Below are 26,170 nucleotides of genomic sequence, written 5' to 3' on the forward strand. Positions count from 1 at the left end.
CTGGTGTTGTGATCGATGCTTGCTCAGCGCGCGAGCTCTTCGCGGATCATGTCCATCCGGTCCTGGCCGAAGAACATCTCGTCGCCGACGAAGCTGGTCGGCGCGCCGAAGACGCCGCGCGCCACGGCTTCGTCGGTGGTGGCCTTGAGTACCGCCTTGACCTCGGGGTCGGCGGCCAGCGCCTGGACGGCTTCGGGCGAGAAGCCTGCATCCGCCAGCGTCTTCGCCGTGAGTGCCGGCTGGTTGAGATCGAGCGCGTCGATCCACATCGCCTTGAAGACGGCGGCCAGCAGATCCTGCAAGCGCTCCGGCTCCCGCAGCTGCACGCCGGTCAGGGCACGCATCAGGAACAGCGTGATGATCGGAAAGTGCGGGTTGTTGACATAGGGCACGCTGTACTTGCGCGCATGCCGCTCGTAGTCGCGCACCGTGTAGCGGCCCTTGGCCGGAATGGCACCGGGCGACGCGTTGCCGGTCGCCTGGTAGACGCCGCCCAGCAGCATCGGCTTGTAGACCAGCTCGGCGTCGGCCGCCGCGCAGAGGGTCGGCAGCTGCGTCCATGCCAGGTACGAAGCCGGACTCCCCACATCGAAAAAGAACTCCACCGTCTTGCCCATTGCCGCTCCTTTAATAAACGTTCGTTAACTGAACGGAAGTTATGTTATTGTTTTTTGATTGTCAACAAGGGTTCCCCCGAGGCCTCCGATGCGCTACTCCAGCACTCACAAACAAGAAGTCCGCGACAAGCTGATGGCCAGCAGCCGGGCGATCGCCAAGCGCGGCGGGTTCGAGTCCACCGGCGTCGATGCGCTGATGGGCGCGATCGGCATGACCGGCGGCGCCTTCTACAGCCACTTCCCGTCGAAGCAGGCGCTGTTCGAGGCACTGATCAGCGAAGAGGTGGACAACAGCGCCAACATGCTGGCCGGCAACGAAGACTCGCCGGCCGACCACGTGGCGCGCTGCCTGCGCGGCTACCTGAGCAGCTTCCACGTCGAGAACCCCGACCAGGGCTGCGCCCTGACCGCCCTGGGCCCCGAGATCGCGCGCGCCGGACCCGAGGTGCGCCGCGCGGTCGAGGCCAGCCTCAAGCGCACGCAGAAGAACTGGAGCGATCGCATCGGCGACTCCGACGCCGCCTGGGCGCTGATCGCGCAGTGCGTCGGCGCGGTGGTGCTGGCACGCGCGGTCGAGAGCGACAAGACGCGCAAGGAACTGCTGGCCGCGAGCCGCCGCTTCATCGACCAGGCGCATGCGCTCGAGCATCCCTGCTCGACCTCGCCCGGCCACAAGAAGGCCTGATTCCATTGGCGCAGGCCGCGCGCTTGCTTGACACCGCTCGCGCCTTTGGCTAACGTTCGTTTAGCTAAACGCTCATTCATCAATCCAAAGGAGACAGTCATGGCGGAGTCGCAAGGTCAGGGAAAAGTCGCGCTGGTGATCGGCGCCGGCGATGCAACGGGCGGCGCCATCGCGGCCCGCTTCGCGAAAGAGGGCTACATCGCCTGCCTCACGCGGCGCTCGGCCGACAAGCTGCAGCCCACGGTCGACGCCATCCGCGCCGCCGGCGGCCAGGCCTTCGGCTTCAGCAGCGACGCCCGCAAGGAAGAGGACGTGATAGCGCTGGTCGAACAGGTCGAGCGCGAACACGGACCGATCGAGGTGATGGTCTTCAACATCGGCGCCAACGTGCCCTCCAGCATCCTCGAGGAGACAGCGCGCAAGTACTTCAAGATCTGGGAGATGGCCTGCTTCAGCGGCTTCCTGAACGGCCGCGAAGTGGCCAAGCGGATGGTGACGCGCGGCCGCGGCACCATCCTCTTCACGGGCGCCACGGCCGGCCTGCGCGGCGCGGCCAACTTCGCGGCTTTCGCCGGCGCCAAGCATGCGCTGCGGGCGCTGGCGCAAAGCATGGCGCGCGAACTCGGGCCGCGCAACATCCACGTCGCGCACGTCGTGGTCGACGGCGCGATCGACACCGAGTTCATCCGCACCAGCTTCCCCGAACGCTACGCGCTGAAGGAGCAGGACGGCATCCTCAACCCCGAGCACATCGCCGACAACTACTGGCACCTGCACGCGCAGCCGCGCGACGCCTGGACCTTCGAACTCGACCTGCGGCCCTACATGGAGCGCTGGTAGGCCTTCGAAGGGAACACGAACATGAAGACACGCATCACCGAACTCTTCGGCATCCGGCACCCGATCATTCAGGGCGGCATGCACTACGTCGGCTTCGCCGAGCTGGCCGCCGCGGTGTCGAACGCCGGCGGGCTCGGGCTCATCACGGGCCTGACGCAGAAGACGCCCGAGCTGCTCGCGAAGGAAATCGCCCGCTGCCACGAGATGACCGACAAGCCCTTCGGCGTCAACCTGACCTTCCTGCCGACCTTCTCTGCACCGCCCTACCCCGAGTACATCGCCGCCATCGCCGAGGGCGGCATCCGGGTGGTCGAGACCGCCGGGCGCAGCCCCGAGGCCCACATGCCGGCGCTCAAGGCGGCCGGCATCAAGGTGATCCACAAGTGCACCTCGGTGCGCCATGCGCTCAAGGCCGAGGCCATCGGCTGCGACGCGGTCAGCGTCGACGGCTTCGAGTGCGGCGGCCATCCGGGCGAGGACGACCTGCCCAACATGATCCTGCTGCCGCGCGCCGCCGAAGAGCTGCGCATTCCCTTCGTCGCCTCCGGCGGCATGGCCGACGGCCGCAGCCTGGTGGCGGCACTGGCGCTCGGCGCCGACGGCATGAACATGGGCACGCGCTTCATCGCGACCCAGGAAGCACCGGTGCACGACAACGTCAAGCAGGCGATCGTGAAGGCCGGCGAGCTCGACACCCGCCTGGTGATGCGCCCGCTGCGCAACACCGAGCGGGTGCTGAACAACGCCGGCGTCGAGCGCATCCTGGAGATCGAGCGCGAGAAGGGCGCCGCGCTGCAGATCTCCGACGTCTACGACCAGGTGGCGGGCGTCTATCCGCGCGTGATGGTCGAGGGCGAGATGGACGCCGGTGCCTGGAGCTGCGGCATGGTGGCCGGGCTGATCCGCGACGTGCCGACCGTGAAGCAATTGATCGACCGCATCATGGACCAGGCCCACGGCCTGATCACCGCGCGCCTGGCCGGGATGCTGGCCGCCCAGCCGGCCTAGGCGTAGAGCGCCTCGATCTGCCCGGAGAAGCTGCGCTGCGCCATCTGGCGCTGGATGCGAAGGGCCGGCGTCAGCTCCTCGTCCTGGGCCGACAGCGTGCGCGCCAGCACGCCGAAGCCCCGGATGCGCCGACCTTCGGCCAGCGCGGCGTTGAGCCGGTCGATCTGCGCCTGCACCAGCGCGTGCACCTCGGGCTTGCCGACCAGGTTGGCGTAGTCGGTGAAAGGAATGCCCTCGGCCTGCGCATAGCTCAGCACGCTCTCCTCCTCCAGCGCCACGAGGCAGGCGCAGTGGCTGCGCTGTTCGCCCACCAGCATCGCGCCGGCGATGTAGCTGCTGGCCAGCAGCGCCGCCTCGATGGCGCCCGGCGCCACCCGATCGCCCGAGGCCATCGCGAACGACTCTGACAGCCGCCCGACGACGCGCGGCACGCCGTCTTCGCCCGCCACCGCGAGATCGCCGGTGGGCAGCCAGCCATCGTGCGACAGCGCGGGTGGCTGCAGCGCACCCTCGCGCCAGTAGCCGGCGAGCGGCGCCACCGGCCTGAGCTGCAGCTCGCAGTCGCCGGCGATGCGCGCCACCGACGGCCCGAGCAGGCAGGGCCCGCAGGTCTCGGCGCTTTCATAGAGGTCGACCAGCGGCACGCCGATGGCGCCATACCACTGCGCCAGCGCCGGAGCCGCCAGCGCCCCGCCGCTGAACACCTGGCGCGCCCGCGCCAGTCCGAGCGACCGGCGCACGTGCCTGCGCGCCGCCTGCGCCAGCCAGCCGCCGGCCGTGCCGTCGATGCTGCGGCGATAGAGCCGGCGCTCGCGCGGCGCGGTGAGCAGCGCGGCGCTCTCGGTGCGCGCCTGCACCTTTTCCCAGAAACGCGGCGGCGCGTGCACCCAGTGCGGCTCCACCTCGCGCAGGTCGTTGGCCACCGTGGCCGGGCTCTCCGGGAAATGCACCAGACCGTGACCGAGCACCGGCAGCACCGCCGCGAGGATGCGCTCGGCCGCGCTGGCCAAGGGTACGAAGCACAGGCTGCGATCGCCGTCGCGCGTGCCCAGCGCCACCTGCATCGCAGCCCCCTGGCGCATCGCCGCGGCCTGCGAGAAGGCCGCCAGGCGCGGTGTGCCGGTGGTGCCCGCGGTGCCGGCAAGAAAGGCGGTATCGCCACCCTGCCCGGCCGCGATGCACGCTTCGAATCGCGCGGCCGGCGCCGCCTCGTCGGCCGCCAGGAAGGCCGCGAGGCCGACCACTCTGGCATCGCCAAGCTCTCGAACGCCACGTTCGTCGAAGGTGACCACCCGCGCCAGGCGGGGCAGGCGCGCGGCCGAGGCCAGCACCTTGGCCGCCTGCGCCGCGTTCTCGACGAAGGCCACGCGGGAGCCGGCGTCGGCCAGGTGCCGGCCGACGCGGCGTGCCGAACAGGTCGGGTAGATGCCGTGGCTGACGAAGCCCATGGCCTGGGCCGCCATGTCGGCACAGAGCCATTCGGGTCGGCTCTCCGAGATGATCGACACCACCTCCCCCGGCACCAGCCCGAACCGGTCGAGCGCCAATCCGATGGCCCGCGACTGCGCGAAGAACTCGCTCCATGTCACCGCCCGCCAGATGCCGCGCCGCTTGTGACGCATCGCGACCTGATCCGGCTGGGCCCGGCAGCGCGCCAGCCAGGCCTGCGGCAGCGTCATCGTCGCCGTCGCGCTCACAGGCTGCTTTTGGCCGGGTCGATGATCTCCGAGCGCGGCAGCCACTGGCCGTCGACCACCTGCTCGACGCGGCACCACTCGGGGTCGACGTGGTTGTCCTTGAAGCGCTGCGTCTCGTAGGACGATTCGCCCTTGAAGCTGGAGGCCTGCAGCGTCTTCACGAGGCCCGCGGTGGTCAGGTCCTTGCCGGTCGCCTGCAGGCCCTGCATGAACCACGAGGCATAGTCGTAGAAGACCAGCGCGACATCGTCGGGCTCCATGTTGAAGCGCTTGCGGTAGCTATCGGACCAGCGCTTGAGTGCCGGACCCTGCGCCGAAGCCGGCGTGATGCGCCAGCCGCCGATGCCGTACAGGCCCTCGACCGAGGCCTTGCCGATGCTCAGCGTGGTGCCGGCGCGGCCCGGGCTCGCGGTCAGCACATTGACCCCGCTCCAGCCCAGCTTCTTGACCTCGGCCGCGACCGCGATGGTTTCGCGGGTGGTGGTGGCGCCCACGATCAGGTCGACGCCGGCGGCCCGCATGCGCGCCACCTGCGACGAGAAATCGATGTCACCGACCTTGTAGCCAGCCTCGGCGGCCAGCGCCATCCCCTTGGCGGCCAGGCCCTCCTTGACGCCCTTGCCGACCAGGTCGCCGAACGGTCCTTCCTGGTAGATGAATCCGACCTTCTTGCTGCCCAGCTTGGCAAGTGTCCATTTCAGGCCCGCGGCCGTGGTCGTGTCGTAGTGCAGGTTGGCCGTGAACAGCAGCGGCGAGTCGCCCGAGGCCTTGCGGATCAGCGCCGCCGCGCCGTAGGGCGCAAAGCAGATCACGCCGGCATCGACCGTCTTCTTGACCGTGGCCACGCCTGGGCCGGAGCCGAAGGGGCACAACAGCGCGAAGACCTCGTCGCGGCGGATCAGCTTGTCGACCACCCGCACCGCCTGTGGCGGCTGGCTGCCGTTGTCCTCGATCACGAAGCGCAGCTTGCGGCCATGGATGCCACCGGCCTCGTTGGCCTCGTCGACACGCATCTGCAGTCCGTTGCGGATCGGCGGCATCGTGATGGCGGCCGGGCCCGACAGGTCGAGGTGCGTGCCGAGCACGATCTCGCCGCTGCTGACGCCGGCGGCACGCGCGGGCGCGCTGAGAAAGGCAGGGGCGAGGCCGGCCAGGCCGGAGCTCAGCAGGGTACGACGGCGAAGGCTCATGGGATGTCTCCTGAAGTGATCGAAGGGAATGGGCCCTAGCGCCAGCTGGCGCCGCGGCGCTGCGGCCGGGCGGCCTGCGCGGCACCGGGCGCCGCATGGCCGCCGGCGCCGCCGAGATAGAAGTCGCGCACGTCGTCGCGCTCGCGCAGCCTGGCGCAGCTGTCGGCCGCGACGATGCGGCCGAGCTCGACGATGTAGCCATCGTCGGCGGTGGCCAGCGCGATCGCGGCGTTCTGCTCGACCACCAGCACGGCCGTGTTCGTCTCGCTGCGGATGCGCTGCACGATGGCGAAGATCTCCTTGGTGAACAGCGGCGACAGGCCGAGCGAGGGCTCGTCGAGCAGCAGCAGCCGCGGCCGGCCCATGAAGGCGCGGCCGATCGCCACCATCTGCTGCTCGCCGCCCGACAGCAGGCCGGCGGCCTGGCCCTGGCGCTCGCGCAGGCGCGGAAACCACTCGAACACGCGCTCGATGTCGCGCTTCGCCTCGGGGTCGCGCCGGCGGGCGAAGGCGCCCATCCGCAGGTTCTCCAGCACGCTCAGGAAGGTGAACACCTGCCGCCCCTCGGGCACCAGCACCACGCCCGCCCGCGCCACCGCATCGGCGTCGCGGCCGTCGATGCGCCGGCCCTCGAACTCGATGCTGCCCTTGGCCGGGTCGATCACGCCGGCGATGGTGTTGAGCAGCGTGGTCTTGCCGGCGCCGTTGGCACCCAGCACCGCCACGATTCGCCCGGGCCGGACCTCCAGGCTGATGCCGCGGATGGCATTGACCGGCCCGTACCAGGTCTCGATGTTGCGCACGCTCAGCAGTGCAGTCATGTCTCAGGCTCCCAGGTAGGCGGCGATGACGCGCGGATCGGACTGCACCTCGGCCGGGGTGCCCGAGGTCAGGACCTGGCCCTGCTCCATCACCAGCACGCGGTCGGCCACGGCCGAGACCAGCGACATGTCGTGCTCGACCATGACCACCGTGATGCCCAGCGCATCGCTGATGTCGCGGATCCAGTGGGCCAGCTCGTGGGTCTCCTCCGGGTTCAGGCCCGAGGCCGGTTCGTCGAGCAGCAGCAGCTTCGGCCCCGCCACCAGCGCGCGGCCCAGCTCGACAATCTTGCGGATGCCGTACGGCAGTCCGGCGACCAGGCTCATGCGATGCGGCGCCAGGTCGAGCAGCGCGATCACGTCCTCGACCACCTCGCGCGTCGCGGTCTCGGCGCGGCGCACCACCGGCAGGTCGAACAGCTGCGCCAGCAGGCTGCCGTGCGGGGCACAGTGGCGGCCCAGCATCAGGTTGTCGAGCACGGTCGCGCCTTCGAACAGCTCGATGTTCTGGAAGGTCCGCGCGATGCCATGTCGCACCACGTCGTGCCGAGCCACGCCGGTGATCTCCCGGCCCAGCAGCCGCACCGAGCCGGCGCTGGCGTCGAACACCCGCGTGATCAGGTTGAACACCGAGGTCTTGCCGGCGCCATTGGGGCCGATGATGGCGAACACCTCGCCCTGCGCCACCTCGAAGCTGACGTCGCGCACCGCGCGCACGCCACCGAAGGACAGGCTCAACTGGTCGACTTCGAAGAACGCCATCAGCCACGCTCCGATCGCATGTAGGCCTTCTGGCGCCGGAAGCCGCCGCGCCGGCGCAGCGGAAACTCGTCGAGCGCGCCGCGGATGCGGACCCAGCGGCCGTTGATGCCGCGCGGCTCGAGCAGCACGAAGAACACCAGCACCGCGCCATAGACGAACAGCTCGAGCCCGAACTGGCTGCCGATGCGCGACGGCAGCAGCGGCTTGGCGAGCGAGATCAGCGACGGCAGCATGCCGATCAGCAGGGCGCCGAAGATCGCGCCGCGCAGGCTGCCCATGCCGCCGATGAAGACCATCAGCACCAGTTGCAGCGACAGCGCGAGGCCGAAGCTCTCGGGCGTGATGAACTGGGTCTGGTGGGCCAGCAGCGCGCCGGCCAGGCCCGACACGGCCGCGGAGATCACGAAGGCCAGCACCTTGGTGCGCGCCACGTGGATGCCCAGGCCCTGGGCCGCGGCTTCGGAATCGCGCACGCCGACGAAGGCGCGCCCCGTGGCCGAGCGCATCAGGTTGAGCAGCAGCCAGAGCACCAGCGCCAGCATCGCGAGGCAGAGGAAATAGAAGGGCAGCGGTCCGCCGAGGCTGAAGCCGAACAGCACGGGGTCGGGCACCGCGAGGCCGCTGTGGCCACCGGTCACGGATTTCCATCGGCCGGCGACGTGCTCGGTCACGATCGCGAAGGCCAGCGTCACCACCGCCAGGTGGAGCCCCGAGACCCGGATCGCCGGCAGGCCGACCGCCAGCCCGGCCAGCCCGGCCGTGAAGGCGGCCGCGAGCAGCGACAGGGGCAGCGGCAGGCCCAGCGTCAGCAGTTGCGCGTGGGTGTAGGCGCCGATGCCGAGGAAGGCGGCCTGCCCCAGCGACACCTGGCCCGTGAAGCCGGTCAGGGTCATCAATCCCAGGCTGGCGATGCACATGATGAAGATGAACGAGGCCTCGCCGACATAGAAGGTCGGGATCGCGAACGGCGCGACCACCAGCGCCGCCGCCAGCGCACCGTAAAGCAGCCGCTGCTCGCGCGTGCGCAGAAGCGCCCGCCCCTCGGCGTAGCTGGTCTGGTAGTGGCTGCGGCTCATACCCGCCTCCCGTGCGCTTCGCCGATCAGCCCGCGCGGGAAGAACACCAGCACGGCGATCAGCACCAGGTAGGGCATGACGTCCTTGAAGCCGTCGGGCAGGTAGACGCCCGAGAACTGCTCGATCAGCCCGATCAGCAGGCCGCCGAGGATGGCCCCGGGCACGCTGCCGAAGCCGCCGAGCACCAGGGCCGCCAGCGCCTTCAGCATCACGAACCACAGGCTCAGGTCGACCAGCGAGATCGGTGCCAGCAGGATGCCGCAGAGCGCCGCGATGGCCCCCGATATCGCCCACACCAGCGAGTTGAGCCGCTTGACGCGCACCCCGCACAGGTAGGAGGCCAGCTGGTTCTGCGACGAGGCCTGGATCGCCACGCCGAGCGCGGTGCGCTGCAGGAAGACGAACAGCAGCGCCGTCACGCCCAGTGCCGCCGCGATGATCACCAGGTTGAGGTCGGCGACGATGGCGCCGCCCAGCGTGGTGGCGTGCCCGGTCCAGGGCGTCGGGTAGCTGCGCGAGTCCGGACCGAACACCATGCTGGTGCCGCCGCGGATCATGAAGCCGATGCCGATGGTCAGCATCACGCCCGCGAACTGCGGCTGGCCGACGATGGCGCGCATCACGCGGGCCTCGAGCAGCCAGCACAGCAGCGCCGCCAGCAGCACCACCAGCGGCAGCGCGAACCAGAACGACAACCCGGCCTCGGCGATGAAGTACCAGGCCGCGAAGGACGACAGCATCAGCACGTCGCCATGGGCGAAGTTCAGCACTTCGGTGGCCTTGTAGCCGAGCACCAGCCCGAGCGCCACCAGGCTGTAGATGGCGCCGGTTGAAATGCCTTGCAGGCCCAGCTGGACGAACTGCGACAGCGACGCTGAATCGAATGCACCCATTGTGTCCTAACGATCGTTAACTAAACGATCGACAGACTATAAGGACATGCGGGGGCCCGCGTCTCTAGTGGTTAGTCCCAGGGTCCGTGCGGAGCGCGCCGGGCGCCGCGGGCGTCGACAGACCGCCACGGCGGGTGTGCGATATGCACGAACGAAGGGCGGATTTTTCCGAAGGCCCTGTGCTGTCATGGACAAGTCGCCGATGTTGAGGATCATCGGAACTCAGCCAAGGAAATGACCATGAACAGCCGCATCCGCTCGATCCGCGCCGGCCGCACGCCCAAGCCCACGACGCGGCGTTCCATCGCCGAGGCGCTGTCGCGCAAGCTGGGCACGCTGGTCGGGACCGATCGGCGCCGGGCCCTGCGGGCCCGGGAGCGGTTCGAGCAGCTCGAGCCCGACCAGCGCCTGCGCGAAGTCGGCGAGTGGTAGCCGGCGCCCGGCCGCGTCGCCGCGAGCGCTGCGGAGCCACCGCCACGACCTGAGGCATTCGCTACCATCGGCGGGCCAACCACCGTCCGTCGAATGCCCCAGCCCTCACTCTCCCCGCGCCAGACTCTCGGCACCCTGCTGCGGTCGGCCGCCGGTCCGCTCGAGCGGCCGGTGCGCTTTCTCGGCGAGGTGCTGCTGTCTGCCGGCGCCGCGATGCGCGGGCATTGGACCTTCCGCCGCGAGGATCTCGGCCGCGTCCTGGCCGACTGCAGCGCGCGGGCGGTGGCCATCGTCCTGGTCGTGAACCTGCTGGTGGGCGCGATCCTGGCGTTCGTCGGCGCGGTGCAGCTGGCCAAGTTCGGCGCCGGCATCTTCGTCGCCGACCTGGTGGCCATCGCGGTCGCACGCGAAATGGCCGCGATCATCACGGCGGTCGTCATCGCCGGGCGCACCGGCGCCGCCTTCGCGGCCGAGATCGCGACCATGCAGGCCAACGAGGAGGTCGACGCGCTCGAGGTGCTGGGCCTGACCGCGATCGACTTCCTGGTGCTGCCCCGGGTGGGCTCGCTGCTGCTGATGATGCCGCTGCTGTACATCTTCGCCTGCGTGGCCGGCCTGCTGGGCGGGATGATCGTCGCGGCCGCCATGCTCGACTTGTCGGCGACCGCCTACCTGCAGCGCACCGCCGAGTCGCTCACCTGGACCCACCTGGGCCTGGGCATCGGCAAGTCGGTGACCTTCGGCGCCCTGGTCGGCATGGTCGGCTGCTACTACGGCCTGCGGGCCCAGCGCAACGCTGCCGGCGTCGGCGTCGCGACCACCGGCGCGGTGGTGACCAGCATCGTCGGCATCATCGTGCTAGACGCCATCTTCGCCGTCTGCGCCAACGCGCTGGACATCTGACATGAGCCTGCTCGCCGTGGACCAGCTCGTCATGCAGTTCGGCAGCCGCCTGATCCAGAAGGACATCTCGCTCAAGGTCGAGAAGGGCTGCATCTTCGCCGTCATGGGCGGCAGCGGCTGCGGCAAGAGCACCTTGCTCAAGCACCTGGTGGGCCTGCTGCCGCCGGCCTCCGGCACGGTCACCTACGACGGCGTCGACTTCTGGGCCAGCGACGACGCCCAGCGCAACGCCCTGCGTTCGCGCTTAGGCATGCTGTTCCAGAGCGCCGCCCTGTGGTCGTCGATGACGGTGCTCGAAAACGTCTGCCTGCCGCTCGCGCGCCAGACCCGGCTCGACGCGAAGCAGCGCGACGCCAAGGCGCGCGAAGTGCTCGAGTGGGTCGAACTGGGCGAGTTCGCGAACTTCTATCCCGCTTCGCTCAGCGGCGGCATGAAGAAGCGCGCCGGCCTGGCGCGCGCCATCGCCGCCGAGCCGCCGCTGCTGTTCCTCGACGAGCCCTCGGCCGGCCTCGACCCGATCAGCTCGCGCCGGCTCGACGACCTGATCCTCGACATCCGTCACCGCACCGGTGCCGCCGTGGTCTTCGTGAGCCACGAACTGCCGAGCCTGTTCGCGATCGCGGACGACGGCATCTTCCTCGACGCCGACAGCAAGCGGCCGATCGCCCACGGCTGCCCGCGCGAACTCGCCCGGCAGGACGTGCACCCGACGGTGCATGCCTTTCTCCATCGGGAGGTGCCGCCGCCGGCCGCGCCTGCCGCAACCGAGGCCACCCCATGAAACGCAATGCCCTGCTGATCGGCGGCTTCGTCGTCGCCGCCCTCGTGATCACGGTCGCGGCCATCCTCTGGCTCAGCGGCAACGACCTCTTCACCCGGCAACAACGCGCCCGCGTGTTCTACCAGGGCAACGTGAGCGGGCTGTCGGTGGGCGCACCGGTGACCTTCCGGGGCGTCACGATCGGGCAGGTGACCGACATCGGCATCCTCATGGACCCGATCTCGCTCAAGACCACGGTCCCGGTCACCTTGCGGCTGCAGCCCAGCGCGCTGCGGCTGACCGACGCCAAGGACAAGGTCCCCGCCCTGCCGGAGCTGGTGCAGCGGGGCCTGCGCGCCCGGCTGGCCTCGCAGAGCATCGTGACCGGGCAGAAGGCCATCGAGCTCGATTTCCTGCCGGACACGCCCGACACGCTGCTCGGCGGCCCGGGCGCCACCGAGATTCCGGCGGTGGCCGACCGTTTCGGCGCCCTGATCGACCAGGTCGCCAACCTGCCGCTGCGCGACACGGTGGCCGACATGCGCCAGGCGATCCAGGCCCTGGAGGCGACGCTGGCGTCGGTGCAGAAGACGCTGGACAGCGCCCAGGGCGTGCTCGGCGGCGCCGCCCGGCAACTCGATCTCACCGCCGTCGAGTCGCGCAAGACCCTGGCCGTCGCGACCGAGGCCATCCGGCAGGTGCAGGGCAGCTCGCAGGCGACGCTGAAAGCGATCACGCAGCTGGCCGACAGCTCCCAGCAAACGGTGCTGGCGGCCCAGCCGGAACTGCAGCGCACCCTGGTCGGCGCCCGCCAGGCGTCGGAGACCGCCAAGCTGGCGATGGAGCGGCTGGCCGACATGGCGGCACCCGGCGCCCCCTTGCGCGGCGACTTCGACGCCACGCTCAGCGATCTTTCACAGGCGGCGCGCAGCCTGCGCTCCTTGAGCGAGCAGCTCGAGGAGCGGCCCAACGCCATCATCTTCGGGAACCCACGCCAATGACTGTACTGAAACGATGGACGGCCTGGCCCATGCACGCCGCGCTGGCGGCCCTGTTGGCGGGCTGTGCCTCGGCGCCCCCGCCGATGCTGCTGACACTGCCGCCGGCGGTGTCTTCGGCGCCAGCCGCCGCCATGCCGGCGCCGACGGGCACACCGCGCGTGCTGGCCGTTGGACGGCCCGAGATTCCGGAATACCTGGTGGCACGCCGGGTGCGCTACCGGGCCGAGGCCAGCACGCTGGGCGAATGGCCCGATGCCTTCTGGGCCGAGCGGATCGAGGTCGGCGTCGGGCGCGAATTCAATGCGGCGCTGCGCGAGCGCCTGCCCGGCTGGCGCCTGTGCGAGGCCAACTGCAGCGAGCAGTCGCCCGCCGCGTCGCTGCAGGTGGTGTTGACGCGCATGGACTACGTCCGCGGCGAACGGCGCCTGAAGGCGAGCGCCCGCATCATGCTGTGGAGCACCGAACGCGTGCCGCGCCTGCTGCAGGGCGGCGGGTTCGAGTACGACATCGCGGGCGCTGCCGACACGCCGCAATCGCAAGCCGCCACGGTGACCGAACTGCTGCGGCGCGTCGCCGCCGATGCGGCGGCCGCGGTCGCCAAGGCGCCCTGAACGGGCCGCGTCGCCCCTACTTGAGTGCCTGCTTTTCCGAGGCGCGCTCGCCCGGCCGGCTGTCCGAGATGAAGTCGTACTGGCCGCCGCCTTCGCGCGCGCGGACGCTGTGCATCTGCGGCGCGGCCAGCCGGTCGGCGCCGTTGCCCAGCGTGTTCGACTGCAGCGGCGGGCCAGAGAACGCCGATCCGCAGGGCCGGTCGGACAAGACCGTCTGGCCGCGTTCATCCTTGCAGCGATGAATCTCGGCCGCTGCCATCGTGCTTGCTGCACAGAGGCTCCAGACGGCGATCGTTCGAAACAGGGGCAGCACCAGAGAGGCCATGGGTCGCTTTCGAATGTTTCGGCAATCCTAGGCCGAGCCGGCGAAGCTCGAAGCAAATTGTCACGAGTGGCCGAGACAAATCGTGACAAACATCTCACGCCCTTGTGCGCGTTGCGCAACGTCGCGACACGTTCCGGTGGACGCCGACATACAAGACGCGCAGTCTGTACTACAAAAGAATTCCTTCAAGTTCGGGCCGTTCAAATGAACCCGTTTCATCGACATATCGTTCCCGAAACCGCCGTCTGGCCCGCCGTGCAGCGGCCGGTGGCGTACGTACAGGTCGGCGACCTGGTGGAGATGTGGGTCCGGCGCGCCCCGTCGGATTTCGCAACCTGCGAGTTCTGCCAGACCGTCAACCACCAGAGCGATGCGCGCTGCCGCACCTGCGGCTGCCCGCTGCCGGTCGGCGACGAGGCCGACCCGGCGCCCGAGCCGCGCGCGGTGCGCCAGAGGACAGCGCCGGCACCGGCCGTGAAGTCGCTGACCAACGTCATGCGCCTGGCGCTGCTGCCGCCGCTGCTGCTCTTCGTCGGCTTTGCCGGCTGGTACCAATCGCGCTTGCCGGGCACGGCGCCGCACGCCGCGGTCGCGGTCGCCGCGACCGTCCCCGCCGCGGCACCTTCGCACGCCGCACCCAAGCGCAAGCCCTCGCGGCTGGCGGCCGGCGACCTCGGCCTGAGCGAAGGCGAGGTGGCGATCGTGTCGGGCAGCGGCTCGCCGGCAGCGTTGGCCGACGAGGAGGCCGAGCCCGCTCGGGCGGTGGCCGCGGAAAGCAACGCACCGACGCGAACCCGGAAGGTGGCGGTCCAGTCGGCGGCCGTCCGCGCCGAGCGAAACCCGCTGGCCGCCTGCAGCGGCAGCAACTTCTTCGCCCGCGCCATCTGCGTCAACAGCCGATGCGCGGACCCCAGGAGCGCGCATCTGGGCCAGTGCCGCGAAGCGATTCGCCAGCGCCAGATCGACGAGGCGCGCCGCAACCCCACCCTGATGGGCTGAGTCGCCATCGAGAGCATCCGGATCGGCACGATCCATGCTCCGCCCTTAGACCCTCTACCACGAGGCGAAACACCCCTCAAGTAGACTAGCGCGCGTCGAAAACGACGGCCCGCGGCCACCTGCCTGCCGCGGGCATCCCGCACATCCGCCAAGCTCCAGAGGTCACACAATGGCTACCGCTCAATCCAAGATCATCTACACCCTCACCGACGAGGCGCCGCTGCTGGCCACGGCCTCGCTGCTGCCCGTCATCCAGACGTTCGCCGCGCCGGCAGGGATCGAGGTCGCGACCAGCGACATTTCGGTGGCAGCCCGCATCCTGGCGGAGTTCCCTGAATTCCTGACGCCCGAGCAGAAGGTTCCCGACAACCTGGGCGAACTCGGCCGCCTGACCCAGTCGCCCGACACCAACATCATCAAGCTGCCCAACATCAGTGCCTCGGTGCCCCAATTGCTGGCAGCCATCAAGGAACTGCAGGCGCGCGGCTACAAGATCCCCGACTACCCCGAAGACCCCAAGACCGACGAACAGAAGGCGCTGCTGGCGCGCTATTCGAAGGCGCTCGGCAGCGCGGTCAACCCGGTGCTGCGCGAAGGCAATTCCGACCGCCGCGCCCCCGCGGCCGTCAAGCGCAACGCGCGCAAGAACCCGCATTCGATGAGCAAGTGGAGCCCGGCCTCGCGCACCCACGTCTCGCACATGCACGGCGGCGACTTCTACGCCGGCGAAAAGAGCATGACGCTCACCAAGGGGCGCGACGTCCAGATGGACCTGGTCACCAAGAGCGGCCAGACCATCGTGCTGAAGAAGAAGGTCGCGCTGCTCGAAGGCGAGATCATCGACAGCATGTTCATGAGCAAGAAGGCCCTGCTCAAGTTCTACGAGGACGAGATGGAAGACGCGCGCGAGACCGGCGTGATGTTCTCGCTGCACGTCAAGGCGACCATGATGAAGGTGTCGCACCCGATCGTCTTCGGCCACGCGGTCAAGGTCTTCTACAAGGACGCCTTCGCCAAGCACGGCAAGCTGTTCGATGAACTCGGCGTCAACGTCAACAACGGCCTGTCGAGCGTCTACGACAAGATCAAGGACCTGCCGACCTCGCAGCGCGACCAGATCATCAAGGACCTGCACGCCTGCCACGAGCACCGCCCCGAGCTCGCGATGGTCGACTCGGCCAAGGGCATCACCAACCTGCACGCGCCCAACGACGTGATCGTCGACGCCTCGATGCCCGCGATGATCCGCCTGGGCGGCAAGATGTGGGGCCCGGACGGCCGTCCGAAGGACACCAAGGCCGTGATGCCCGAGAGCACCTTCGCCCGCATCTACCAGGAGATGATCAACTTCTGCAAGACCAACGGCGCCTTCAACCCCGTGACCATGGGCACCGTGCCCAACGTCGGCCTGATGGCGCAGAAGGCCGAAGAGTACGGCTCGCACGACAAGACCTTCGAGGTGCCCGAGGACGGTGTGGCCCGTATCGTCGACATCGCGACCGGCGAAGTGCTGCTCGAGCAGAACGTCGAGACCGGCGACATCTGGCGCATGTGCCAGACCAAGGACGCGGCGATCCGCGACTGGGTCAAGCTGGCCGTGAACCGCGCGCGCCTGTCGGGCATGCCGGCCGTGTTCTGGCTCGACGAGTACCGCCCGCATGAAGCGGAACTCATCAAGAAGGTGCACGCCTACCTGAAGGACCACGACACCAAGGGCCTGGACATCCAGATCATGTCGCAGGTGCGCGCCATGCGCTACACGCTGGAGCGCGTGATCCGCGGCAAGGACACCATCTCGGTCACCGGCAACATCCTGCGCGACTACCTGACCGACCTGTTCCCGATCATGGAACTCGGCACCAGCGCCAAGATGCTGTCGATCGTGCCGCTGATGGCCGGCGGCGCGATGTTCGAGACCGGTGCCGGCGGATCGGCCCCGAAGCACGTCAAGCAGCTGGTCGAGGAGAACCACCTGCGCTGGGATTCGCTCGGCGAGTTCCTGGCGCTGGCCGTGTCGCTCGAGGACCTGGGCCAGAAGACCGGCAACAAGAAGGCCAAGGTGCTGGCCGATACGCTGGACGCCGCCACGGGCATGCTGCTCGACAACAACAAGGGCCCGTCGACCAAGACCGGCGAGCTCGACAACCGCGGCAGCCACTTCTACCTGGCGCTGTACTGGGCCCAGGCCCTGGCCGCCCAGACCGAAGACAAGGAACTGCAGGCGCATTTCGCGCCGCTGGCCAAGACTCTGGCCGCCAACGAGCAGAAGATCGTCGACGAACTCAAGGCGGTGCAAGGGCAGCCGGCCGACATCGGTGGCTACTACATGCCCGATCCGAAGAAGACCGCGGCCGTGATGCGGCCGAGCGCCACCTTCAACGCGGCGTTGGCCTCCGCGGCCGCCTGAGCGCGCCCCCGCCGACCGCTGGTTCAGGTCGGCGCCACGATCCAGGCCCGCTTCGGCGGGCCTTTTTCTTGTCCGTCCGCCGTCATTTCGAGAAGGATGGCGGGCGGCTCGCGGCGGTCGGCATTTCGAGCCCGAGCGCCCGACCCATGCGCTGCAGTTCCCCGGACAGCCGTCGCACCTCGGCCAGCGCGGCCTGGTCCCCGGCCTGGAGGCGGTTGAATTCCCTGGCGAAGGCATCGGTGACCTCGGTCCATCGATGGAACGCGGGGTTGTCAGCAGGGAGTGAAGAGTCCATTGGGTTGCTCTGAGTCGGCAATTGCCTAATGGGCGGCAATAATGAACGATTTCGAAACTTAAGTACACATGTTTCTGCAATTCGTGGTGTCAACCTCTTTTCGGGTGATGCCGCGGGGGCTACCGATGACTTACTGTGCGAAACGCTGTCACCACCAAGGAAGCTGTCTCTCAGGACAAGGAGGACTTGTCTGACGCGAGGTTAAATTCACATTGGGTTAATGTGTACTAAAATGTTACGCAATCACCCTGTGAGCAACCACTCGCGTCAAGGAAAGTCTTGTCCGACCTCGAATTCTCGACACTGGCGCAGCAATTCGAGCGTCATGCCGCGCTGAGGCCTGCTGCGAGCGCATTGCTGGCGCCCGGCTCGCCTCCGATCAGCTACGCGAAATTGTTCGCCCTGGTTCAGTACGCCCGGCCCTGGCTCGCGTCGCATGGCCTTGCGCCCGGCGCGCGGGTGGCCGTGCTGCTGCCGGCCGGCCTGGAGCGGGTGGTGGCTTGCCTGGCGATGGCATGCGGGGCCGTGTGCATTCCGCTGCACGCCGGGTTGGCGCCACCCGAACTACTCGCGCAGCTCGACAGCGCCAGGGCCGATGCCGTCCTCGGGTTGCCGGATGATGCCGCGGCCGTCCAGCTGGCACGGACACTCGGGCTCGTCCACCTCGCCTTCGACCTTCAGCGGTGGCTCGCCGATGCACCGGACCCCCCTTCGGCCGGCGTCGAGAGGCCCTGGCCCGAACCGGCGGACACGGCCTTCGTGCTGACGACCTCGGGCACGACCGGGGCGCCCAAGAGGGTGCCGATCGGTCAATGGCAGCTCGTCCATTCGGCGCTCCAGACCGCGCGCCACCTGGGGCTCGGCCCGGAAGACCGCGGCTTGTGCGTGATGCCGGTGTCCCATGCGCAGGGCTTGATCGTCGGACTGCTGGCGCCGCTCGCCGCGGGCTCGTCGGTGGTCTGCGCGCCCGCCTTCGACGCCGCGTCATTCCTGCGCTGGGTCCGCGAGTTCCGACCGACCTGGTACACCGCGTCACCCGCCGTCCACCACGCGATCGTCGAATTCGCGTCCCACCATGGCACCGGGATGCCGCCGCACGCCTTGCGCCTGGTCCGCTCGTCATCGTCCGGCCTGGACACGGACTTGCAGGCCCGCATCGAAGCCTTGTGGGGCGTTCCTGTCATCCAGGCCTACGGCATCACCGAAACGGCCGGCCAACTGGCGAGCAATCCCTTGCCGCCGGCGGTCCGCAAGCCGGGATCGGTCGGCCGCCCGGTCGGCGTGGAACTGCGCGTGGCCGACGAAGCGGGCGATCCGTTGCCGCCGGGGCAGCGGGGCGCGGTGATGGCACGCGGGCCCTCGGTGTTCGAGGGCTATGAAGACACCCCGGCTGCGAGCGCCGACACGTTCCAGAACGGGTGGTTTCGAACCGGCGACCTGGGCTGGTTCGACGCCGACGGGTACCTGTTCCTGGCCGGCCGGAGCAAGGAGATCATCAACCGCGGCGGCGAGAAGATATCGCCGTTCGAGGTCGAGCAGGCGCTCCTGCGCCTGCCTGGCGTCGCGCAGGCCGTGGCCTTCGCGGTGGCGCATCCGACGCTCGGAGAGGACGTCCATGCGGCGGTGGTGCCCGCGCCGGGCAGCGAAGCGGAGGCACAGCAGCTTCGCAGCGGGCTTTTCGGCGTCATTGCCGACTTCAAGATCCCGGCCTGCATCCACGTGGTCGCGCAGATTCCCGTGGGCGCCGGCGGCAAGATCCAGCGCCACGCCCTTCGGAATCAGCTCTGCGCCCCGGCCGGCGCCGCGCCTGCCGATGCGCCCCTGACGCCCCTGCAGGCGCAGGTCGCCGCCCTCTTCGCCCAGGTCCTGGACCAGGAGGCGATCCGCTTCGATGCCAACTTCCTCGCCATCGGGGGTGATTCCCTGTCGGCGGCGCGGCTGGTCCAGCAGGTCAACCACACCTGGGGCGTGGACCTGCCCGCATCGTCGCTGCTGTTGCGGCCGACTGTCACGACTTTTGCATCCGCGCTGCGGGCCGCCATCGACGAGGCCGATGCCCTGAGCGTTTCGTTCCAGGCCGAACTGGATGCCCTCAGCGACGACGAAGTGGCGCAGTTGCTCGGCAACGAATTCGAAACCCAATGAACGCAGCCTCGACCTCGACCGACCAGGACCCCGTTCCGGCCAGCCCCGAGGCGCTGCGACGCATCCTCGCCCGCAAGCTCCAGCAACGCGCCCAGGCCGCCGCCGCGGCAAAGCCGGCGACGGCCGATGGCGCCCCCTTGTCCTTCCAGCAGGAAGGCCTGTGGTTCCTCGACCAGATGGCCCATGGGGAAGCCCCCTACAACATCCATTCGACAAGCCGGCATCGCGGCCCCCTGGACGCCGAGGTGCTCGAGCGCAGCTTGCGCACGCTCATCGCGCGCCACGACAGCCTGCGCACCGAGTTCCATGCCTCCGGGCAAGCGCCCAGCCAGAAGGTGCTGCCGGCGCCCACGGCCCAGCAGCGATTCAGCCTGCGGCAGGTCGCGCTCACACCGGCCGACAGCGGCGAGACCGCGCTCCTGGTGCGCATCGGCGCCTGCATCGCCCGGCCTTTCGATCTTTCGAGCGCTCCGCTGCTGCGTGCGGAGTTGCTGCGGATCGCACCCGACGACCATATCCTGGTGCTGGTGGTGCACCACATCGTGGCCGACGGATGGTCCATGAGCGTCATCCGCCGCGAACTCGGCCAGCTCTATGCGCAGGGCGGCAACGACGCCGGCCTGGCCGCGCCGCCGCTGCGCTTCTCCGACTGCGTGCAGTGGCAGCGCCATCGATTCGAACGCGACGGACTGCAGGCCCAGCTCGCCTATTGGCGCGAGAACCTGCGCGAGCTGCAGACCCTGAACCTGCCGACCGACCGCCATCGGCCATTGCAGATGGCCTACGAGGGACGGACCCTCTCGCTGCCCATCGATCCGGCGCTCGCCGCCGCGCTGCGGACGCTGGCGGCGCAGCAGGACGCCACCAGCTTCATGGCCCTGCTGGCGGCGTTCAACGTGCTGTTGATGCGCTACACCGGGCAGAGCGACATCGCGGTCGGTGTCCCCGTGGCTGCGCGCAACGAGGCCCAGCTGCGCGACGTGGTGGGCTACTTCGCCAACACGGTGGTCATGCGCAACCTCCTCGAAGGCAGCGCCGGATTCACCGAACTGCTGAAGCGCGTGCGCCGGACCACGCTCGCGGCGCTGATCCACCAGGACATGCCCTTCGACCGGCTGGTGGCCGAATTGAGCCCGGACCGCGATGCCAGCCGGAACCCGCTCTACCAGGTCTCGTTCGCGCTCGAGAACTTTCCCCACCGCCTGCTCGAACTCGACGGACTCGCGAGCGAGCAGGTCGGCGTCCATGCCCGGACCTCCAAGTTCGACCTGTCGCTGACGGTGATCGAATCCGGCGCCGGGCTCGAAGCCTTGTTCGAGTACCGCACCGACCTGTTCGAGGCGCAGACCATCGAGCGGCTGGCGTCGCACTTCGTCCAGCTGCTGCGCGGCATCGTCGCCGATCCCGACGGCGCGCTGGACCGCCTCCCGCTGATGGATGCCTCCGAGCGGCACCGGATGCTGTTCGATTGGAACCAGCGGCTCCCCGCCGTGGCGCGCGAGCTGCCGGTGCACGAACTCTTCCGAGCCCAGGCGCGAGCGACGCCCGAGGCTGTCGCGCTGCGTTCCGGCGCACTCAGCGCCAGCTACCGCGACCTCGACCTGCTCTCGGACCGGCTCGCCGGCGAGCTGCGCGCGCTGGGCGTCGGACCCGAGGTGGTCGTCGGCCTTTGCATGCAGCGCTGCATCGGCATGGCGGTGGCCCTGATGGCGATCTTCAAGGCCGGCGGCGTCTTCCTTCCGCTGGACCCGGCCCACCCGACCGAGCGGCTGCAGGCGATGCTCGACGATTCGACGCCCGCCGTGGTCTTGACGCAGGCAGCGCTGGCGGATCGGCTGCGGCAGATCGACACCGCCGTGCCGACCCGGACCCTGGTGGTCACGGACGACGGCGGCGAAGTCCCGCGGGAGCCCCTGGCCGAACAGGCCGCACCGTCGCGTCAGGACCAGCTGGCTTACCTGATCTACACCTCCGGCTCGACCGGCACCCCCAAGGCGGCGCAGCTGATGCACGGCGGCCTCAGCAACCACGTGCTGTGGATCAACGACGCCCTCGATCTGACGGCGGCCGATCGCGTGCTGCAGAAGACCTCGTCGAGCTTCGACGCCTCGCTCTGGGAGTTCTTCTCGCCGCTGTGCTGCGGCGCGACGCTGGTCATCGCCGAGCCCGGTGTCCACCAGGACATGCGCCGGCTGGCCGAGGCGATTCGCGACGAGGACATCAGTGTCGTCCAGTTCGTGCCGTCCGAGCTGCGCGTGATGCTGGGCGAGATGGACCGCATCGCCTGCCCTGGGCTTCGCTACGTTTTGAGCGGCGGCGAAGCCATGGACCGCGCGCTGGCCGTGTCGTTCCGCCAGGCCTTGCCGGGCGTCCGGCTCGGCAACTTCTACGGCCCCACCGAAGCCACCGTGGACAGCGCCTGGTACGAGGTCGGCGAGCCCTTGCCCGAGCGGGCGATCGTGCCGATCGGCCGTCCGATCGCCAACGCCCAGCTGTACGTGCTCGACGCGCAACTGCAGCCTCAGCCCGTCAACGTGGCCGGCGAGCTGTACGTCGGCGGCCTCGGCGTCGGGCGTGGCTACCACCGCCGCCCCGAACTCAGCGCCGACCGCTTCGTGTCCAACCCCTTCCGGCCCGGCGAGACGATGTACCGGACCGGCGACTCGGCGCGCTGGCTGCACGATGGCGTGGTGGAATTCATCGAGCGCCGGGACGACCAGGTCAAGCTGCGCGGCTTCCGGATCGAGCTCGGGGAGATCGAGTCCGCGCTGTCGTCCTGCGTCCAGGTGCAGGTGAGCGCGGTGGTCCTTCGCGAAGTGGCGGCCGGCCGCAAGGAGCTGGTGGCCTACGTGGTGCCCCGAGGACCCGCCGATCCGCGCTCCCTGCGCGCGGCGCTGAAGTCCAGGCTGCCCGACTACATGATCCCGAGCGCGTTCGTGATCCTGCCGGAGCTGCCGCGCCTGGCCAACGGAAAGCTCGACCGGAGCCGCCTTCCCAGCCCCGAGACCGATGCGTCGACGCTCGACCGGCTCGCGCCGCGATCGCCGATCGAATCCGCCTTGCTGGACATCTGGAGCGATGTGCTGGGCAAGTCGGGCTTCGGCATGCGCGCGAATTTCTTCGACCTGGGCGGGCATTCGCTGCTCGCCACCCAGATCGTGTCGCGGATCCGCTCGACCCTGGGGGTGGAGTTCCCTCTGCGGCAGATCTTCGATCACCCGACGATCGAGCAGATGGCGCAGGCCGTGGGCCAGCTGGCCTCCGGCCCCGCCGCCGACGCCGCCGTGCCGCTGGCGCCGATCGAGCCCGTCTCGCGTTCGGGGCCCCTGCCGCTGTCGTTCTCGCAGCGGGGCATGTGGGTGCTGAACCAGCTGGACCCCGAGGGCGCCGCCTACAACATGCGCGACACGATGCGCCTGCGCGGGCCGCTGGACCGCGCCGCGCTGCACCGGGCCTTCGACCGCCTGGTCGCCAGGCACGAGGCGTTCCGCACGACCTTCGAATTCGTGGACACCGAACCCGCGGCCTTCATCGGCAGGGTGCAGCCGGCCAACGTCATCGAGCTCGACCTGTCGGACGTCCCGGAGAGCGAACGCGACCTCGCCATTCAAAGCCATGCCGGGCGCATCGCCAACGCGCCTTTCGACCTGGCGAGCGGGCCGCTGCATCGCTTCGTCCTGATGCGGCTCGGCGCCGACGACCACGTCCTGGTCCTCGTGATGCACCACATCATCGGCGACGACTGGTCATGGAACATCCTGCTGCGGGAGCTGCAGGACCTGTACGCCGCCGAGCTGCGCGGCGACGCCGGCAGCGAGAGCCCGCGCGCCTTCGATTTCGTCGACTACGCCAGCTGGCAGCGAGCCCACATCGGCGATCGTATTCTCGCCAGCCAGACGCAGTACTGGCTGGGCCAGCTGGCCGGCATGAGCCCCCTGCACCTGAGCTCCGACACCGCCGCTGTGCAGCGCCACAGCAGCCGCGGCGAGCGTGTCCGGCTGGCCTTGCCCGATGACTGGCTGGCCGGCATCCAGCAATTCAGCCGCACCTTGGGCCTCACCCCGTTCATGACGCTGCTGGCGGCGTTCCAGGCCATGCTGTCGCGCTATTGCGGCCAGGAGGACATCGTGGTCGGCACGCCGATCGCGGGGCGCATGCGCATCGAGTCCGAGGAAGTGGTCGGCTCGCTGGTCAACACGCTGGCCCTGCGCAGCCAGGTGCGCTCGACACAGAGCTTCCACGAACTCGCGCAGCAGGTGCGCGAGACTTGCCTGTCGGCGTTCACGCACCAGGACATCCCGTTCGACTACCTGATGGACAGCCTGCACAAGCAGCGGGCCGGAACCCGGGCGCCCGAGATCCGCGTGCTGTTCAACGTGCTGAACACCCCGCGCAAGCGTTCGGAGTTCGAGGGGCTCGAGGCGAGCGTCTTGCGCACGGACCTGCACGCGACGCTGTTCGATCTCGAATTGACGATCGACACCGAGCGCGAGCACGCGATTTCCCTGACCTACTCGACCGAGCTGTTCACTCCCGAGACCGCCCAGGCGATCCTGGACAACTACATGCATCTGCTCGGGCGCTTCATCGCGCAGCCGGAACGGCCCCTGCACGACCATGCGGCCGCCAGCCCCGAAGACCTGGCCCGGCTCGCGGCCTGGAACCGGACCGAGCGCGCCTGTCCGCGCGAGCTCACCCTGCACCGCCTCCTCGAAGCCCGCTGCGAGGCGCCCGGCACCGCCATCGCGCAGATGCCCGGCGACACCCTGGGCTACCCGGAACTCTGGTCGCGCGTGCGCCGACTGGCCCGCGTGCTGCGCGCGCGCGGCGTGCAACGGGGCAGCCTGGTGGGCCTCTGCGTGCAGCGCACGCCGGCGATGGTGGTGGCACAGCTCGCGATCCTGAGCGCCGGCGGCGCCTATGTGCCGCTGGACCCGGCCTATCCGCTGCAGCGGCTGCACGACATGGCGCTCGACGCCCCGCTGACACTGCTGGTGACCGAGCAATCTCTCGCCGCGCCGTGGCAGGCCCTGGCCGTGCCGAAGCTGCTGCTCGACCAGGCGCAGGCTGAACTGCTGGCGCAGCCCGCCACCGCCCTGCCGGCCGATGCGGCGCGCGACGCACGGCCGCAGGACCCGGCCTATGTCATCTACACCTCGGGCTCCACCGGCAAGCCCAAGGGCGTGGTGGTGCCGCACCGCGCCGTGGTGAACTTCCTGCTGTCGATGCAGCGCGAACCCGGCCTGACGCAGGACGACGTGGTCGTCGCCGTGACCACGCTGAGCTTCGACATCGCGGTGCTCGAACTGCTGCTGCCGCTGCTCGGCGGCGCCACCCTCGTGCTCGCGACGCGCGAACAGGCCGTCGACGGCGAGGCGCTTCGCGCGCTGCTCGACCGGTCGCGGGCCACCCTGATGCAGGCCACGCCCGCGACCTGGCGGCTGCTGATCGATGCCGGATGGCACGGCTCGCCGTCCTTCAAGGCGCTGGTCGGCGGCGAGAGCCTCAGTCCGCAGCTGGCCGGGCAGCTCTCGGCGCGCACCGGCGAACTCTGGAACCTGTACGGCCCGACCGAGACCACGGTCTGGTCCATCTGCTGGAGGGTGCCGCCGGACGCGCAGACCATCGCCATCGGCCGCCCGATCGCGAACACCACCATCCATGTGCTCGACGCACAGGGCAAGCGCTGCCCGGCCGGCGTGTCGGGGGAGATCTTCATCGGCGGCGAAGGCGTCGCGACCGGCTACCTGCACCGGCCGGAACTGACCGCCGAACGCTTCGTCCCCGACCCCTTCGGCACCGACCCGCAGGCGCGCATGTACCGCACCGGCGACCGCGGGCGCTGGCGCCACGACGGCCTGCTCGAGCACCAGGGGCGGCTCGACTTCCAGATCAAGGTGCGCGGCCATCGCATCGAGCCGGGCGAGATCGAAGCCCGGCTGCAGGCCCATGTCGATGTCGCGCAGTGTCTGGTGATGGCGCGCGAAGACCGCCCCGGCGATGCGCGCCTGGTGGCCTATGTCGTGCTGCGCGGCGGCGACCTCGACGCAGCGGCCCTGAGGGACCACCTGCGTATCAAGCTGCCCGACTACATGCTGCCGCAGCACTACGTCGCGCTCGACGCCCTGCCGCTGCTGCCCAATGGCAAGGTCGATCGGCACGCGCTGCCGGCGCCGCGGGCCGAACAACGGCCCCAGGCCAGCGCCGCCGATGCGCCTTCGACGCCGGCGGAGCGCGCCCTGGCCGCGATCTGGTGCGAGTTGCTGGGAGTGGACGGCGACGCCGTCATGCGCACCGACAACTTCTTCGACCTCGGCGGCGACTCGCTCCTGGTCAGCCGGGCCGTCATCGCCTTCCATCGCCGCAGCGCCGTCCGCCTGGAAGCCCGGCGAATGATCTTCGAGTCGCTGGCACAGCTCGCCCGCGGCATCGAACTGCCCGAGGGCGAACCGGCCCCGGTCGAAGAGTCGGCGAATCAGCCGAAGGGCTGGTTCAAGCGGCTGTTCCAGCGCGCCTGACGGGTCAGGCCGGCGCCGGGCCGCCCCAAGGCGGCCTGCGGCCCCCTCGGGGGGCAGCGACCCACACGAAGTGGGGGGAGCGTGGGGGCTGATATGGCTTGATCCTGTCAAGAGGGCGAGCCGCTCTCTCCGGGGGCCGGATTTCAGAATCTTTCGCGAATGCCGGATAGGGAACGCGACGGAGC

The 26,170-nt window shown here is 69.5% G+C and carries 21 protein-coding genes; 12 read left to right on the forward strand and 9 right to left on the reverse strand.

All coding sequences use genetic code 11. The annotated features are described in order from the left end of the window. Nucleotides 1-23 precede the first annotated feature (23 nt). On the reverse strand, nt 24-617 hold the full coding sequence (locus QZH52_RS27560) for a 2-hydroxychromene-2-carboxylate isomerase (protein ID WP_301813931.1): 594 nt from the start codon (nt 615-617) through the stop codon (nt 24-26). Between the two features lie 88 nt (nt 618-705). On the opposite strand from QZH52_RS27560, the gene QZH52_RS27565 reads away from it, so the two are divergent. The 3 genes from QZH52_RS27565 to QZH52_RS27575 all read left to right on the forward strand — a co-directional run bounded on the left by QZH52_RS27565 (nt 706) and on the right by QZH52_RS27575 (nt 3,150). Then, nucleotides 706-1,302, forward strand: a complete 597-nt coding sequence (locus QZH52_RS27565) for a TetR/AcrR family transcriptional regulator (RefSeq protein WP_286534503.1) — start codon at nt 706-708, stop codon at nt 1,300-1,302. A 99-nt stretch (nt 1,303-1,401) separates the two neighbouring features. Beyond that, a complete protein-coding gene (locus QZH52_RS27570; protein WP_286369848.1) occupies nt 1,402-2,142 on the forward strand; it encodes an SDR family oxidoreductase in 741 nt (246 codons plus the stop codon). A 21-nt stretch (nt 2,143-2,163) separates the two neighbouring features. Further along, the gene (locus QZH52_RS27575; protein ID WP_301813933.1) at nt 2,164-3,150 is read left to right on the forward strand and encodes an NAD(P)H-dependent flavin oxidoreductase; all 987 of its coding nucleotides are present in this window, start codon (nt 2,164-2,166) and stop codon (nt 3,148-3,150) included. Here QZH52_RS27575 and QZH52_RS27580 read toward each other — a convergent pair. Genes QZH52_RS27580 through QZH52_RS27605 form a run of 6 tightly spaced genes read right to left on the reverse strand, consistent with a single transcriptional unit; the run spans nt 3,147 to nt 9,589 of the window. Beyond that, complete coding sequence (locus QZH52_RS27580; RefSeq protein ID WP_301813935.1) at nt 3,147-4,847, reverse strand: AMP-dependent synthetase/ligase; 1,701 nt, start codon at nt 4,845-4,847, stop codon at nt 3,147-3,149. The two genes, QZH52_RS27575 and QZH52_RS27580, sit on opposite strands and share 4 nt — an antisense overlap. Beyond that, a complete protein-coding gene (locus QZH52_RS27585; RefSeq protein WP_301813937.1) occupies nt 4,844-6,037 on the reverse strand; it encodes an ABC transporter substrate-binding protein in 1,194 nt (397 codons plus the stop codon). The genes QZH52_RS27580 and QZH52_RS27585 overlap by 4 nt, the downstream gene beginning before the upstream one ends. A 35-nt stretch (nt 6,038-6,072) precedes the next feature. Further along, on the reverse strand, nt 6,073-6,858 hold the full coding sequence (locus tag QZH52_RS27590) for an ABC transporter ATP-binding protein (protein ID WP_301813939.1): 786 nt from the start codon (nt 6,856-6,858) through the stop codon (nt 6,073-6,075). A gap of 3 nt (nt 6,859-6,861) precedes the next feature. Continuing rightward, on the reverse strand, nt 6,862-7,620 hold the full coding sequence (locus QZH52_RS27595) for an ABC transporter ATP-binding protein (RefSeq protein ID WP_301813940.1): 759 nt from the start codon (nt 7,618-7,620) through the stop codon (nt 6,862-6,864). After that, complete coding sequence (locus QZH52_RS27600; RefSeq protein WP_301813941.1) at nt 7,620-8,696, reverse strand: branched-chain amino acid ABC transporter permease; 1,077 nt, start codon at nt 8,694-8,696, stop codon at nt 7,620-7,622. Before QZH52_RS27600 ends, QZH52_RS27595 begins: the two co-directional genes overlap by 1 nt. Further along, on the reverse strand, nt 8,693-9,589 hold the full coding sequence (locus QZH52_RS27605; protein ID WP_301813944.1) for a branched-chain amino acid ABC transporter permease: 897 nt from the start codon (nt 9,587-9,589) through the stop codon (nt 8,693-8,695). The genes QZH52_RS27600 and QZH52_RS27605 overlap by 4 nt, the downstream gene beginning before the upstream one ends. Before the next feature lie 240 nt (nt 9,590-9,829). Between QZH52_RS27605 and QZH52_RS27610 the strand changes: the two genes are divergently transcribed. The 5 genes from QZH52_RS27610 to QZH52_RS27630 all read left to right on the forward strand — a co-directional run bounded on the left by QZH52_RS27610 (nt 9,830) and on the right by QZH52_RS27630 (nt 13,296). Then, nucleotides 9,830-10,021, forward strand: coding sequence for a hypothetical protein (locus QZH52_RS27610; protein ID WP_301813945.1), 192 nt, complete (start codon nt 9,830-9,832; stop codon nt 10,019-10,021). Nucleotides 10,022-10,114: 93 nt separating this feature from the next. Further along, entirely contained in the window at nt 10,115-10,924 is an 810-nt protein-coding gene (locus QZH52_RS27615) for an MlaE family ABC transporter permease (protein WP_286534521.1), read from the forward strand. A gap of 1 nt (nt 10,925) precedes the next feature. After that, entirely contained in the window at nt 10,926-11,705 is a 780-nt protein-coding gene (locus QZH52_RS27620) for an ABC transporter ATP-binding protein (protein WP_301813948.1), read from the forward strand. After that, a complete protein-coding gene (locus tag QZH52_RS27625; protein ID WP_301813949.1) occupies nt 11,702-12,685 on the forward strand; it encodes an MlaD family protein in 984 nt (327 codons plus the stop codon). Before QZH52_RS27620 ends, QZH52_RS27625 begins: the two co-directional genes overlap by 4 nt. Then, entirely contained in the window at nt 12,682-13,296 is a 615-nt protein-coding gene (locus tag QZH52_RS27630; protein WP_301813950.1) for a PqiC family protein, read from the forward strand. The genes QZH52_RS27625 and QZH52_RS27630 overlap by 4 nt, the downstream gene beginning before the upstream one ends. A gap of 16 nt (nt 13,297-13,312) precedes the next feature. On the opposite strand, the gene QZH52_RS27635 is transcribed toward QZH52_RS27630, so the two are convergent. Next, nucleotides 13,313-13,621, reverse strand: a complete 309-nt coding sequence (locus QZH52_RS27635) for a DUF4124 domain-containing protein (RefSeq protein WP_301813951.1) — start codon at nt 13,619-13,621, stop codon at nt 13,313-13,315. Nucleotides 13,622-13,825: 204 nt separating this feature from the next. Between QZH52_RS27635 and QZH52_RS27640 the strand changes: the two genes are divergently transcribed. Further along, a complete protein-coding gene (locus tag QZH52_RS27640) occupies nt 13,826-14,620 on the forward strand; it encodes a hypothetical protein (protein ID WP_301813952.1) in 795 nt (264 codons plus the stop codon). A gap of 169 nt (nt 14,621-14,789) precedes the next feature. Further along, nucleotides 14,790-17,027, forward strand: coding sequence for an NADP-dependent isocitrate dehydrogenase (locus QZH52_RS27645; RefSeq protein WP_301813953.1), 2,238 nt, complete (start codon nt 14,790-14,792; stop codon nt 17,025-17,027). 82 nt (nt 17,028-17,109) lie between these two features. On the opposite strand, the gene QZH52_RS27650 is transcribed toward QZH52_RS27645, so the two are convergent. Beyond that, a complete protein-coding gene (locus QZH52_RS27650) occupies nt 17,110-17,322 on the reverse strand; it encodes a hypothetical protein (RefSeq protein ID WP_301813954.1) in 213 nt (70 codons plus the stop codon). A 279-nt stretch (nt 17,323-17,601) separates the two neighbouring features. Between QZH52_RS27650 and QZH52_RS27655 the strand changes: the two genes are divergently transcribed. Together QZH52_RS27655 and QZH52_RS27660 are read left to right on the forward strand one after the other, a co-directional pair. Continuing rightward, complete coding sequence (locus QZH52_RS27655) at nt 17,602-19,467, forward strand: non-ribosomal peptide synthetase (protein ID WP_301813955.1); 1,866 nt, start codon at nt 17,602-17,604, stop codon at nt 19,465-19,467. Further along, complete coding sequence (locus tag QZH52_RS27660; protein ID WP_301813956.1) at nt 19,464-25,985, forward strand: non-ribosomal peptide synthetase; 6,522 nt, start codon at nt 19,464-19,466, stop codon at nt 25,983-25,985. Before QZH52_RS27655 ends, QZH52_RS27660 begins: the two co-directional genes overlap by 4 nt. Nucleotides 25,986-26,170 lie beyond the last annotated feature (185 nt).

Origin of the sequence: Variovorax ginsengisoli (assembly GCF_030486595.1) — a bacterium.
Lineage (GTDB): Bacteria > Pseudomonadota > Gammaproteobacteria > Burkholderiales > Burkholderiaceae_C > Variovorax > Variovorax ginsengisoli_B.